Source organism: Mucilaginibacter sp. KACC 22773, from assembly GCF_028736215.1.
In the GTDB taxonomy this organism is placed as follows: Bacteria; Bacteroidota; Bacteroidia; order Sphingobacteriales; family Sphingobacteriaceae; genus Mucilaginibacter.
Genome location: NZ_CP117883.1, coordinates 4,051,455 through 4,065,673 on the forward strand (window position 1 = coordinate 4,051,455; position 14,219 = coordinate 4,065,673).

Genomic DNA, 14,219 nt, shown 5'->3' on the forward strand with positions numbered 1-14,219 from the left:
AAGCAGAAGATATGAAATCGTCATATTATAAATTGATTTGTGTGATTGTGCTGTGTTCCATGAGCCTTTCATGTAAAAAATACCTGGATGTTACCCCCGATAATGTGGGCACGCTTGAATATGCCTTCAGGAACCGTAACGAGGCCGAAAACTACCTGTTTTCGTGCTACGCTACCATGACGCAGATGAACAACGTGGTAAATGATCCGGGCTTCGCAACATCGTCAGAAATTGTGTACCCCAACACCCTTAACGACCACTACTTTAACGAGGTGGGTTTTAACATCATCAGGGGGCTGCAAACCACCGCAAACCCAAGTATCAACTACTGGGACGGCACCAACGGGGGCAGTAATTTGTTCCAGGCCATCAGGAGGTGCAACATCATGCTCGAAAACATTGATAAGCCTATTGATTTAAGCGCATCAGAAAAAAAACGATGGATTGCCGAGGTTAAATTTTTAAAGGCCTACTATCATTATTACATGATAAGGTTGTACGGCCCCATCATTTTAATAAAAACCAATAACCCGGTTAACGCCAGCACAGCCGATGTAAAACGCAGCCGCTCGTCGGTTGATGAATCATTCGCCTACGTGGTATCGTTATTGGATGATGCCATACCCGATTTGCCGCCTGTTATTGAAAGCCAGGCTACCGAGTTTGGCCGCATTACCAAATTTATTGCCATGAGTGTAAAGGCCGAGGTTTTAACCACGGCTGCAAGTCCGCTGTTTAACGGCAACCCCGACTATGTCAATTTTAAGGATAATACAGGCAAGCTGCTTTTTTCGTCAAGCGCCGATGCCAATAAATGGAAACTGGCTGCCGATGCCTGTAAAGCCGCTATAACCGAGTGCGAGGCGCAGGGCCTGCACCTGTACAACACGCCGCCAACGGTAAGTGTGGGCAATGTATCAGATAAGCTGAAAAAGGTATTAACCCTGCAGGCCATGATCACCGATAAATGGGAGCAAAACCCCGAACTGATCTGGGCCCTAAATTACGGTTTTGGATACCAGGGCTTTACTATCCCAAGGATGACGGATAAATCCGAAAGCCTGGCTTCAACCTATCCATCAACATTCGCGGTGCCCATTGCAACTGCCGAGCTGTATTATACCAGCAATGGCGTGCCCATTAACGAGGATAAAACCTTTGATTATGCCAATCGCTACACCCCGCAAACCGGCGATGATGCCAATGGATCGTACATCAAATCGGGCTATCAAACGGCAAAAGGACACTTTAACCGCGAGTTGAGGTTTTATGCCAATATTGGTTTCGACGGTGGCATCTGGTTTGGCAACGGCAAGCTTGACGAAAGCAGCGCTTATTATGTGCAGGCCCGTGGCCCTTACGCATTAGCGGGGCCTAAAAGTTTAAGCGCCACCAATATTACCGGTATGTGGCCAAAAAAATTGGCCAACTATCTGTCGGTTTATGATGAGGTTTTTACCGCGGTTGATTTTCATATGCCGCGGATGCGCCTGGCGGGCCTTTACCTGCTGTATGCCGAAGCGCTCAATGAATCGCAGGGCCCTGTTGCCGAAGTTTTTACTTACATAGATAAAGTAAGGGCAAGGGCAGGCTTGGGCGGCGTACAGGCGTCATGGGGCAGCTATTCAAAAACACCCGATAAGCCAAATACCAAAGATGGCCTGCGCGAGATCATTCACCGCGAAAGAAGGATTGAGCTGTGCTTTGAAGGCCAGGCCGGTTGGGATTTGCGCCGCTGGAAAGAATTACAGGATGTGCTGAGCAGGCCTATACAAGGCTGGAATGTTAACGAAGGCGATGCCGCGAATTACTATCGCCCGCAAACGGTTATTATACCCGTGTTTGGCATTAAGGATTATTTATGGCCTATCCAGACAAGCGATATTGTGGTGGATAACAACCTTAACCAAAACCCATACTGGTAGTTTACCGGTGCTGTAAAAATTTCAAATGATTAATATTAAAATATAAATTATGAAAAAGATCAATAACCGCAGATACCTTTCAGGTTTGCTGTTAGCGCCCGTTTTGCTCATGATGCTTTTTGCATCCTGTAAAAAAGCCGAGTCGAACATTGAGGTGGTATCCAACGATCCTACCAAACCGGGGCCTGTAACCAACGTTAACGTAACCAATTTAAACGGCAGCGCCAGGTTAACCTATACCTTACCCGGTTCAAAAAACCTGCTGTACGTTTTGGCCAAATATGCCATCAACGATAAAACCGTGCGCGAAACCAAGGCAAGCTATTATACCGATACCATTACGGTTGATGGCTTTGCCCGCGCCCAGGAGTACACGGTTACGCTATATGCCGTAAGCCGTGCCAATATCATGTCCGATCCGGTTACCGTAAAGGTAAACCCGCTTACGCCAAACTACCAGCTGGTTAACGCGGCACTAAACATTACTGCCGATTTTGGCGGCGCAAACTTTTTTGGCCTCAACCCCAATAAAGCGCCGATTGCCATGCACGTACTCACGTTTAACACCAAAACCAACAAGTACGATGAGCAGGACCCCAACTATATCAGTACCGATACCGTTAACTTTTCGGTACGTGGTTTTAGTGCAGTAGCCACCAAGTTTGGCGTTTACACAACCGACAGGTTTGGCAACCACTCAGATACCTTGTTTAAAACATTAACACCACTGTATGAAACCCTGCTGGATAAAAGCAAGTTTTATGTATACCACCTGGCCAGCGATAGCCCTATTGGTTACGGCTGGGAGTTAAAGTACCTGTTTGATGGCAGCACCAATGAGCCGGGCTGGCATACTTTAGGCGCGCCAACCAACCAGTGTACATTCGGTTTGGGTGTAACCGCCAAGCTGAGCCGCTTTGTGCTGTGGGAAAGGCTTAACAGTATCTACTCGTACCAAAACATCCAGAACTTCACCCTATGGGGCACCACGGTTGATAACCCGCATGATTCCGTTCTGCCAAAAAATTCGGCACCGGGCACCATATCCGGCGATTGGGTTAACCTGGGCAACTTCGTGTTTCCGCCGCCGCCGTCGGGTTTGCCAAATAACCAGGCCAACGCGTCAGATCTGGCCTTTGTTGCCGCGGGTGTAAACTTTGCCATCCCGTTTGCTGCGCCGGCTACCAAATATATCAGGCTGGATGTATCGCGCACATTTGGTGGCTTAAACTATGTAAACGCAATTGAGGTATCGTTATATGGCAATCCTTTGTAATACAACGTGTTGTTAACATTAAAAATTAAGAAAATGAAAATTAATTTCAAGGTTGCTGTTTTCTTTTTGCTGTACCTGTCGCTGGCCGGCTGCAAAAAGTACGATACAGACTATAAATCTTTTTTAGATCATCACGAGGTAACTTATCCTGGCTTGGCCAGCGGGGTTACCTACCATACCGGCAATTTGCGGGCCGTACTGGTTTGGCACCCCAGCCCCGATCCAAGTATCAAAAATTATGTGGTAAGCTGGAATAATGGTAGCGATTCGGTAGTTGTTAATGCTACCTCGCACAGTCCGGCCGATTCAATTACCGTATCAATCCCCAATTTGAAGGAGTATGTATATACTTTCACTATTGTGGCACATGACAACGATGGCAATAAATCGGTAGGGCAGGATTTAAACAACGTTCGGGTATACGGCCCATCGTACATCTCAGCGCTGTTTAACCGGGGCTATAACACGTCAAACCCATATTCGTTAAATGACGACGGCACCGTAACGTTAAACTTTAACAAGGCCGATACAGGTAACGTATCAACCACCATGATGTATACCAATAAGTTTGGCGTTGCTGCTCAAAAATCATTCGGGCCTAATGATAACTCGGTAACTTTAACCGATTATAAGCTGGGCAGTGCTATAAGTTACCAGTCGGCATATAAACCAACGCCCGACGCGGTAGACGCGTTTCCGGTAAAAACAGCAGATAGCTTCCCAACCATTTACAACATTGTGGAGTGCGATAAATCATTGTTCAAGGCCTATAACCTGCCAACAGATGTGCCATCGGCCTACGGCTGGGAAACTTATTACCTGTGGGATAAAAGCACCGGCGAGCCTGGTTTTCATACCCCCGGCCAAAATTTCCCTATCTGGTTCACCTTTGATATGGGGCAATCGGCATCGCTGGCCAAAATGAAAATCTGGCAGCGCGAATCGGGCCTGTATAATTACGGCAATCCAAAGCGCTTCGAAATTTACGGCAGCAACAACCCAAGCTCAAACGGCGACTTTAGCAATTGGGTAATGCTTGCCAGCTTTACCTCGGTTAAGCCATCGGGCCTGCCGGTTGGCCAAAACACTGATGCCGATCTGGCGTTTGAACGCGCCGGCGAGCCATTTACCTTCCCGGCCAATTTAGCGCCATACCGCTACATCCGGTTTAAAGTACTGGAAACATGGGGCGGCGGCAACTACTTCCACCTGTGCGAACTGACGATGTACAAAACAGATAAATAATAGATTTATAAATTGGTTAAATGTAGCCGGTAACTGTAATGGTTGCCGGCTTTTCTGTTGGGGCTAAAGCTGTTTTGCAGATACGCATCCCATGCGTAACCCCGTACGGAAATTTAACATCTAAATCCGATCTGCGTCGGGTGGGTCTTCGCACAATAATTTTTCCATATTTAGGTTTATCAAATGGCCGAATGCAAAAGGTCTTTATCCACCACGCGTTGTTTTAGTTGCTTTTCCTGTAAAATGCTTTGATGTTCAAACTAGCTTCGGATAAACCAGTTGAGCCAACTGTCAATTTAATATCACCCGCACCGTGAGTACTTTTAATTATAACCAAAGCACGTCCGTGCCAGGCTTTATGCATATTTCCGACGTAAAAGTCCGTATCTTTCATATCCGCATTGGCTACTCCGGCAATTATTCCAGGGCCGTCAATTTTTAGTTGCAGGCGATTCACTGCATCTGGCTGAAGTATCCCGTCTTTATCAGTTATCTCTATAGTAACATATGACAAGTCCTGTCCATTAGCCAATATCTCTTTCCGATCTGCGGTTAATTTGATTTTTGCAGCATCGCCGGAGGTTTGCAAAACGGTTGATTCAATTTCCTTATCGTTATCCACACCAATTGCTTTAAGCCGGCCAGGTGAATAAGGCACGGTAAATTCCGCTTTATGTTCCTGTTCATCAGTCGTTGACTTTTCGCCAATGAGTTTATCGTTGAGATACAGCCGAACGCTGGGATACTTTGAATAAACTTCTACCTTAATGGCTTTTCCCAAATGCTCGGGCCAGGTCCAGCTTTCCCAGGTGGGCCATACTGACCACCACGTTGTTTTAATTTCCAAAGGATCCGGCTCAGGTTCACGAACAGCCATGTAGAGTTTTTCGGTATTATTGTATAACAGGTTACGGTAATGCGAAATCGGTTTTCTCCACCCAATCAAATCAATATCGCCACAATAGGCACCATGCCAGGGAAAAAAATCATGCTCCCAATGTTCGCCAGGCACGTCGCCCGAATAATACCAACGACCTATCCCCGATTCTCCGAGATAATCCATAGCTGTCCAAACAAAATCTCCAAGAACATAATTGTTGTTTTTTACCAGCTTCCAATTGGCAAAAGCATCCTTGGGGTATGACTCAGTTTGAACGATCATTCGTGAAGGCACCCGTTTATGATCGGCAGGAGCGTTCCACAAATGATAATTATAACCGGCGATATCATGGGCTGCCATAAGGGAACCAAGCGTTGCCCACTCCTTACCATTTTCCACTATGGCCGATGTAACCGGGCGAACAGGATCTATTTTTTTTATGGCGGAGGCCAGCATTTTGGCGGTCTCTACAGATCCGGGGCTGCCCCTCTCCACTATTTCGTTACCGATGCTCCACATAACAATTGACGGGTGATTACTATCGCGCAAAACCATAGCATCCAGGTCGCGTTTCCACCATTGGGCGAAATATTGCGCATAGTCCTGTTTGTTTTTGCCCATTCTCCAACAGTCAAACGATTCATCAACAACCAATAGGCCTAACTTGTCGCAAGCATTTAAAAAAGCTTCGGAAGGTGGATTATGAGAAGTTCTTACCGCGTTAAAGCCTGCTGCTTTGAGTAACTCAATCTTTCGTTCTTCCGCCCGGTCAAAAGCGGCGGCGCCCAGGCAACCATTATCATGGTGCACACACCCACCATTGAGTTTGACTGTTTTGCCATTAAGCTGGAAACCGTTTTCGGGCGTAAATTTTATCGAACGTATGCCAAAACTCGTTTCGGTTTTGTCAACTACATTTTTATTTAGGATGATACTTATTTGAGCATCGTATAAACGGGGTGTTTCCGGTGTCCATAGCTGCGGAGTTGCTACAATGATAGTTTGGGCAACCTCTTTCTCACTATTGGCAGCCAGTTCAATTTTTATTTGCCCATTTCCCGCATTTTTAGCATTTGCATCCTTTAACCAGGTGCTTAGAATAATATTTTGAGGCAAATCACTTTCGTTTTTTACCAATGTTTTTATTTGAACAGTTGCTTTTTTGGAAGACACGTCAGGGGTTGTAATCGCGACTCCCCAATTGGCTATATGCACAGCGTCGGTAATATTCATCCAAACATGGCGATAAATGCCAGAACCACTGTACCACCTGCTGTTTACTTGTTGCGAATTGTCTACCCGCACCGCTATCACATTTTCATTATTAAAGTCCAAAAAAGGCGAAAGGTCATAACTAAAGGACGAATAGCCATAAGGGTAAATTCCAAGTGATTTTCCATTGATAAATACTTCAGAATTCATGTAAACCCCTTCAAAATAAATGGAGACTTTTTTGCCTTTCCATTCACCAGGAACTTTGAAGGTTTTCCTGTACCAGCCAATACCTGCCGGGAAATATCCGCCGGCGCCTCCCATGGGGTTTTTAGGACTTATTTTGCCTTCAATACTCCAATCGTGCGGCAAATCAAGGCTTCGCCAACTCCTATCGTTGAAATCTCTTGATTTTGCCGATGCGGTATCTCCCTGAAAAAATTTCCAGTTATAATCAAATAGCTGTTTTCGTTCAATTTTAACCAAATTTTGAGCCTGGCACGCAATGCTAACAGCCAAAAACAGCATGGCTGTAACCATTGCTTTAACGTGATAGGTAATACGGTAAGTTTTATGCAACTTCATAGTGATTTTTAATTTCTTTGAAGAAATAATATTTTAACCTTATTGGACTTTAATAACAACTTCAGCTCCTTTAAGGGTTTCGGAAGACGCTTTTAACCGGATCTCCCCGGCCTGCTTATTTGATTGTACCAGCACCAAACAATATCCGTTGAACGCCATCCGCTGGCTGGCTTTATCGGGTTCATGACTGCTTGGGTTACCATTGCCTGTACCGATGATTCTTCCGGGGCCCTCAATTGAAAACCTTACCAGGTTGGCCGCTGTAGGGACTACCCTTCCTTTGACATCTTTAAGTGCCACCCGGATAACAGCCACATCTGTACCATCTGCTTTAAGTATGGCGCAATCGCTCTTCAAGGTTAATTGGGCGGGATCAGTTGTTGTTTCAACAATGTCTCGTGTTACCAACTTTCTGCCTTTATATCCCCTGGCTTCCAATTTACCGGGTTTATATATAAGGGTCCATATCAGTTTGGTATAAGGAGTTGTTTTTTGCCTGCCTATGGTTTTGCCGTTCAGCAATAACTCCACTTCGTCGCAATTGGTGTAACAATGCACCTTTATGCTGTCACCCTCTTTGCCGGGCCAGCTCCAATGGGGGAAAATATGAACCACCGGCTCGTTTGTCCAGGCTGCTTTGTAAGCGTAGTATCCGTCTTTAGGGAAGCCGCATATATCCATAAACCCGAAATGAGAGGTAACGCATGGCCATTGGTATGGCGTAGGCTCACCACGGTAGTCAAAACCGGTCCACACAAACAAGCCGCCGAGATAGGGATATTTAACAACGTCCGCCCAGTCTTCACCAGGCAGCGGCCCCCAGTTGGGCTGCCATAACCCAAGGTTGGATACAAAACCTTTTCCCCAATCGTTCTGATACTCTCCACGGGTTGAAATGAAACTTGTGGACTCTGTACAAAACTCAACCCGGTTGGGATATTTTTCATGGTCTTTCACATACGCCAATCCCTTATCACCATAGTTATATCCCACAACATCCAGCACATCGCTATAACCACCTTCGTTCCGTCCATGATTCATAGCAGCGGTGACAGGTCGGGTCGGGTCAATTTTATGCGTGACATCCACCAGTGTTTTTAGTATCCTGGCCCCGGTTACTGTACCTTGAATCCATTCTTCATTTTCCATACTCCACATAAATATCGACGGGTGGTTGCGATCCCGGTACAACATGGATTTCAAATCCGCTACCCCTTCTTCAGAGCTGGACAACATACGATTCTCATCCAATACAAGTAACCCCATCCTGTCGCACATATCAAGCAGCTCAGGCGTGGGCGGATGATGGGAACAACGATAAGCATTGCTGCCCATTTCTTTGAGCAACTTTAATTTGTATTCGTTTATTTTATCAGGAAGGGCCACGCCAATCCCGGCAAAATCCTGGTGGTTGCAAGTGCCCTTCACCGGGTAAAGCTTCCCGTTTAAAAATACACCATTCCGGTTTATTTCGATAGTCCTAACCCCAAAAGTTGTTTCGTAATTGTCGATGACAATCCCGTTTTCAGAAACTTCTGTGAGTACTTTGTAAAGAATTGGTGTTTCGAGCGCCCAAAGCAAGGGTTTTTGAATAACTGCTTTTTGTGAAAGTTCGGATGTGCTAAACGGCTCAATTACCTGAGATGAAGTTTTGGTGTCAAGCACCGCTCCTTTATTATCTACAATTTTAGACACGAGCGTGATGTTTTTAACTACACCGTATTCGTTTTTAATATTGGTTTTTACGTTTACAGCGGCTTCACCCGGTGAAACTAAAGATGTAGTAACGTAGGTGCCAAACCGGTCAACATGGAGCTTGTCGGTTTTATTGAGCCAAACATGCCGGTAAATTCCGCACCCTTCGTACCACCAGCCTTCGTATTCGGTAGCATCAACCTTTACAAGAATAACATTTTTGCCTTCGTTGCCGTAGCGCAAAACATCTGTCAAATCATAGGTTGAAGGTGTATAGCCACTTTGGTGTGTGCCTAAAAGCTGACCATTGACCCAAACGGTACTGTTCCTGAAAATTCCATCAAATTCAATGGATATTTTTTTTCCTTTATCGGTTTCCGGTATTTCAAATTCCTTCCTATAAAAACCTATCCCACCGGGCAAATATCCGCTGACAGCAGGCGAACTCCCGATTGATTTATCGTTAACAAAAGTTCCCTCCACACACCAATCGTGCGGAAGGTTTACTTCCTTCCAGTCTTCGGGTTTAAATGTTGCTGCTTTATCAACATCGGTATAAGCAACAATGGCTTCTTTATTTGTTTCAACTTTGACATTGATATCTGTTAAGCCACCATATCCAGCAGCTTTAACTGCCCGTTTGATAGCGATATCGCCTTTGTGAAACTGCCAGCTGAAGTCAAAATTATCTTTTGTCCTTTTCGATGGCGTGTTCTGGGCCGTTGCATTTAACGCTAATAAAGCTGCAAACAAGAGTGCAATCCCCCGCAGTAGCATATTAAATAACTGATTATTAGTATGACTATGTGTATTCATCATTTAAATAGATAACCGGCTCCTTAAAGACCGGACGATAACATTAGGGTTGGCTTGTAATTACATCCACTTCGGCATATCCTGTATTATCGTTGCCTTCCGTATTCTTCAAAGCCCTCAATTTAATATAGCGTGCTTTTACGGCCGCAAAGCTTTTAATTTGTATCAGCGGGTTGTTTTTAATATTGGGGAACTCCCCTTCATCAACCAGTTTCCATTCTTTGTTGTCGACAGACACATAAAATTGATAGGTGGTGATAATGCCGGGGCCCCACAAACCCGGATCGGGCAAATACCTGAAACCAGACAGGGTTTCTTCTTTTCCCAGGTCGATCACCAAATCAACCGGCATTTTTTTCTCTTTATCCTGGTGCCATACGGTAGAAGGATCTCCATCTAAAATCTCGTTAGCCTTTTCGTCGCTTACTCCTAAAATTTTCCAATCCGTGCGGGGTTGGTCAAATTTCTCCTCAACTTCAGGGCTGCTTTTGCCCGTGGCAGGGTCGCCGGCAATTGCCTTTACATCCAATTTCCCATCTGTTTGAAACGCCCCGGTATATTTTTTTGAAGCTGTGGTAGGTGCACTTCCATCCAATGTGTAGTAAACTACCGATTCCTTATCTGCCGGGGTTATAATGATTTTACCGGATTGGTCCCTGATTATAGAAGGAGTAGTTAAAATCTGCGGCGCATCATAAACACCGATATTGGAAATAACAATACAACTTTTTGAATCCGTAATATTTAACCGAATCTTTGTTGCCTTCACACTCGGGAAAGTAAGGATACGTTTGTACCCAATGGTTGTTGCGTTGGCTACTTCTTTCCAGTTACCATCAACAAAGGCTTCAACTTTGAATGCTTTCACCCTTTGCCCCAGCTGGATGTACTCCTGCACCAGGAAACGATTGAATGTAGTTGGCTTGCCCAAATCGATAGTCAACGAAGCAGTTTTTACATCATCGTCTGTTGCCCAATAAGTGTCTTTATTATTATCGACAGCTTTACCGGCGCCAAATTCCTTATTGTTGCCCCGAATATTGGAAGCGGTTGTTTTCTTTATTTTAGTAAGGTCAACCGCAAAGGCTTCCTTAACCGCTTTACCAAATTCCTGGGCTGCTTTTTCATCTCGTTCATTGATCAAGCCATTGGGCATGATAGGGAAGTTAAGCAGGAAAGTGGCATTACGACCAATGGAGTGATAATAAGTCTCCATCAGCTGGGGCAACGTTTTTACCTTAGTGTCTTCACCGGGATGATAAAACCACTCTGGCCGGATAGATGTATTTACTTCGGCGGGAACCCATGCATTACCGTTTTCTAAACCATGATGCAACATATTCCAGGTTACTTCGCCAGTAGCATTAAGCAGGCTCCAATTGGTTTCGCCTACATAACCTGCTTCCGTTCCTACCCAACGAAGATCGCCCCTCTCGCCGCCATCATTCCAGATTACACAATTTGGCTGCAGTTTATGGATAAGGGCATAAGTATTCTTCCAGTCATAATAGGTTGTCCGGTCGATGGTACGGGTTTCGTTAGCACCGCCGTAATACCCCGACCCGCCATTAGCACCATCAAACCATACTTCGAAAATAGGCCCGTAATTAGTTAGCAGCTCAGTAAGCTGGTTTCTGAAATAGGTAATGTATTCGGGCTTGCCATAATCAGGGCTGTTTCTGTCCCAGGGCGATAAATAAATCCCCAGTTTCAAACCATATTCTTTACAGGCCGCGGCCATTTCTTTCACTACATCGCCTTTGCCATTTTTCCATGGCGAATTTTTAACAGAATACGCCGTATATTTTGATGGCCAAAGGCAAAAGCCGCAGTGATGTTTTGCGGTAATGATGATTCCTTTCATACCTGCTTCTTTGCAGGTGCGTGCCCATTGACGGCAATCCAGATCTTTTGGATTAAACAAATTCACATCTTCGTTACCAAATCCCCAGGATTGATCGGTATAGGTGTTCAATGAAAAATGCACAAATGCATAAGATTCCATTTGTTGCACACGCAGTTGATTACTGGTTGGCACCGGGCCAAATGGTTTAGGCGCACTGATTTGAGCGCTGCAAAACACTGCCGGCCATAAAGAAAAAACAATTCCCAGGAAAAAATTTCTATTCATAAATTCATATTTATTACATCTTTAATTCAATCTTTTGCTTCAACTGGTGTTGGTTGCGAAAGACCACTATTTCGGTATTTTTCCCGGTCACCGCGCCCCGGGCTTCAAGCAGATCTTTAAGGTTGTTAACCTGCCTGAGATTAAAAGTAATTACTACATCATTGGCCTGAAGGAATCCCGATGCAGCCGATCCGTGGGCAACAGAGAGTACCAACACCCCTCTGATCTGATCCATGCCAGTTGCAGATTGCTCGCCGGCCGTGCTCAGGTTTTTAATCCTGGCACCCATAAAATCTATTGCATCATCTTTGCTTAAATTATTAGTGACTACGATTGCCGGGAAGGCCGGTTTCCTGGCAATAGCTTTCAGCCGCGCGGAAACAACACCAAAATTATCCATCGCGAAATTTTTGAAGCCGATGGACAACGCAGCACCTTCCTTCACGCGAAAATCTCCTTCCCGAGGATTTTCAAAGGTTAGAGGCCCGTGCACCGAATGACTATCCGTTCCGCGCAAGCGCGCTTCAGCCAATGAAACAGAATCAGGAAAAGCGTTGTAATCAACCTCTTTTCCCCAGGCAGAAATACCGATAGGCAAGTATCCAGTTCCAACGATATTATGACGAAACAGGTCGCCACTATTTTTAAACCATACATGGGGATGAAAAGTATTATTGACCATGATATTGTTTTCAACAACACGGCTTACGCCTTCCCGCAGCTTGATTCCCCCGTTTAAGCACAGATTATTGTAAATAAGATAGTTGCTGGATCCATCGTCCAGGTCAATATCCCAACCATGGTCGCAGCGGAACCGGTTGTTACGAAGAATAATCGGCTTTACCACATCAAGGAGTGCTATGCCGGGATTTTCGGCAACAATTGAATCAAGTTTTTTCTTATCGGCCTGCCAGTAACGATCGCGTCCCCAGGAATTAAATGATCCATGGTCTCCGGTTTCTTTTACGGTATTAAACACATCGTTATATTCAATGATATGCCCTCCCCACGTTCCTTCGCTTACGTTGATGCCTGCGCGGGGTACATCGTAAATGGTATTGTGGCTTACAACAATGTCCTGACACATGGAGAGCTCCACCCCCGCTGATTGTTTTTCTACATAACCGAGGTTAAACATCAGGTTATCATAAACTTTACAGTCTTTTGGGTAATTGTTTGTTTTTGGCCCTGGCGTACGGTCTATTTCTGTCGGTGGTATGTACTCGTTATATTCAAAGCTGGGCGAACGCACCGCACCCGGGTCGCCGACAAAACAAATGCCGCTTGCACCGATTTCGGAAATCCGGCACCCTGACACTTCACAGTCCCGGTTGAATTTGCTAAAAAAAACGGCGTTGTTGCCCAAATTATGCAGCACACAATTTTCCAGACGGCAATGTACTGCTCCTTCGTATAACACGGCCCCACCCCGGTAAATTGTCCAGTCGCTGCGCAGCAACGGCTCCTTGTTCTGCATAAAGGTGCGTACCGTTCCTGTTAATGTAAGCCCGGAGATAGCAATGTTTTTAACCGGCTTTTCTTCCGTCCCTTTAAATTCAAATAAATGGGCAATCTGAGGCGTTTCAAACTTTGCAGTTTTTAAATCAAGGCCTTTAGGTGGGAAATAATATAAGATTTTCGTTTTCTTGTTATAAAACCATTCGTTGACGGTATCAAGCTCTTCAAAAACATTCTCTACATAACGGTATTTTTCATGCATACCCGAACGCCGGTTATTTTGCCAGCCCCCTTCCAATATAGGGTTACCACTGCTGTCCTTCCCGGTTATGACATAATGAAAATCGCCCCACCTGGCACTGTGCAATGCGTGCACATACCCACCCGCGGGCGACTTCCACCTTGCAGCCCGTTCTTTGCTGATAGCATCGGCTGCTACGCCACCAAGAAACTGTGCCGAAGGATCATAGTTTGGATAACGGGCCATATGCTGCAATTTTCCGTTCACAAACAGTTCATCAAAAACAAAGTCATGACCGACCTTAGCCTGCCAGATACCATTTTTGTATGCTGTCCAATTCAGGCCGTCTAATTTAGCGCCGCCGCTTATGATCACCTCCTGGCGATCAACGCTCGTCAAAGTCAGGGGCTCATTATCCTTCCTGGAATCGGCAGGACTGAATACCACAGGTTTACTCAAATGATATGTGCCCCCATAAAGCCTGATGAAAATAGCTCCCGGAATTTTCCGTGCCGTGATCATTGCACGGTTTATAGAAGCAAAAGGCTTACTTTGCGTACCCGGATTGCTATCATTACCCCTGAGGGAGACATACAAATTGGTTTGTGCGTTGCTGCCGGCCGGCCACAGAAACGCAGCGAATAAAACCACCGTTACTATTAAATATTTTACTTTTTGCATTTAACGCTGTTTAAGAATTACCCCGTATGCTGACATTGCCCAGTCGCGCCTTTTTAGCCGAATATTTTATAATA

General features: G+C 45.3%; 7 protein-coding genes. 3 read left to right on the top strand and 4 right to left on the bottom strand.

All coding sequences use genetic code 11. From position 1 onward, the window contains the following. Window positions 1-11: 11 nt before the first annotated feature. Genes PQ469_RS16630 through PQ469_RS16640 form a run of 3 tightly spaced genes read left to right on the top strand, consistent with a single transcriptional unit; the run spans window position 12 to window position 4,446 of the window. The gene (locus PQ469_RS16630) at window positions 12-1,925 is read left to right on the top strand and encodes a RagB/SusD family nutrient uptake outer membrane protein (RefSeq protein ID WP_274208687.1); all 1,914 of its coding nucleotides are present in this window, start codon (window positions 12-14) and stop codon (window positions 1,923-1,925) included. Between the two features lie 49 nt (window positions 1,926-1,974). Then, the gene (locus PQ469_RS16635) at window positions 1,975-3,201 is read left to right on the top strand and encodes a DUF4959 domain-containing protein (protein WP_274208688.1); all 1,227 of its coding nucleotides are present in this window, start codon (window positions 1,975-1,977) and stop codon (window positions 3,199-3,201) included. 33 nt (window positions 3,202-3,234) lie between these two features. Beyond that, window positions 3,235-4,446 (top strand): DUF4998 domain-containing protein, encoded by a 1,212-nt coding sequence (locus tag PQ469_RS16640; RefSeq protein WP_274208689.1) that lies wholly within the window; start codon window positions 3,235-3,237, stop codon window positions 4,444-4,446. 223 nt (window positions 4,447-4,669) lie between these two features. On the opposite strand, the gene PQ469_RS16645 is transcribed toward PQ469_RS16640, so the two are convergent. The 4 genes from PQ469_RS16645 to PQ469_RS16660 all read right to left on the bottom strand — a co-directional run bounded on the left by PQ469_RS16645 (window position 4,670) and on the right by PQ469_RS16660 (window position 14,145). Beyond that, window positions 4,670-7,123, bottom strand: a complete 2,454-nt coding sequence (locus PQ469_RS16645; RefSeq protein WP_274208690.1) for a glycoside hydrolase family 2 TIM barrel-domain containing protein — start codon at window positions 7,121-7,123, stop codon at window positions 4,670-4,672. A gap of 39 nt (window positions 7,124-7,162) precedes the next feature. Beyond that, window positions 7,163-9,595: a beta-galactosidase GalA gene (gene galA / locus PQ469_RS16650; protein WP_274208691.1), complete on the bottom strand. Its 2,433-nt coding sequence runs from the start codon at window positions 9,593-9,595 to the stop codon at window positions 7,163-7,165. Window positions 9,596-9,677: 82 nt separating this feature from the next. After that, window positions 9,678-11,765: a discoidin domain-containing protein gene (locus PQ469_RS16655; RefSeq protein WP_274208692.1), complete on the bottom strand. Its 2,088-nt coding sequence runs from the start codon at window positions 11,763-11,765 to the stop codon at window positions 9,678-9,680. Between the two features lie 13 nt (window positions 11,766-11,778). Then, complete coding sequence (locus PQ469_RS16660; protein WP_274208693.1) at window positions 11,779-14,145, bottom strand: right-handed parallel beta-helix repeat-containing protein; 2,367 nt, start codon at window positions 14,143-14,145, stop codon at window positions 11,779-11,781. Window positions 14,146-14,219: the final 74 nt, after the last annotated feature.

Excerpts from the sequence above, each read along its gene's own strand:
- PQ469_RS16640 (WP_274208689.1), top strand. The coding sequence starts at position 3,235 with ATGAAAATTAATTTCAAGGTTGCTGTTTTCTTTTTGCTGTACCTGTCG.
- PQ469_RS16630 (WP_274208687.1), top strand. The coding sequence starts at position 12 with ATGAAATCGTCATATTATAAATTGATTTGTGTGATTGTGCTGTGTTCC.
- PQ469_RS16660 (WP_274208693.1), bottom strand. The coding sequence starts at position 14,145 with ATGCAAAAAGTAAAATATTTAATAGTAACGGTGGTTTTATTCGCTGCG.
- PQ469_RS16645 (WP_274208690.1), bottom strand. The coding sequence starts at position 7,123 with ATGAAGTTGCATAAAACTTACCGTATTACCTATCACGTTAAAGCAATG.
- galA (WP_274208691.1), bottom strand. The coding sequence starts at position 9,595 with ATGCTACTGCGGGGGATTGCACTCTTGTTTGCAGCTTTATTAGCGTTA.
- PQ469_RS16655 (WP_274208692.1), bottom strand. The coding sequence starts at position 11,765 with ATGAATAGAAATTTTTTCCTGGGAATTGTTTTTTCTTTATGGCCGGCA.
- PQ469_RS16635 (WP_274208688.1), top strand. The coding sequence starts at position 1,975 with ATGAAAAAGATCAATAACCGCAGATACCTTTCAGGTTTGCTGTTAGCG.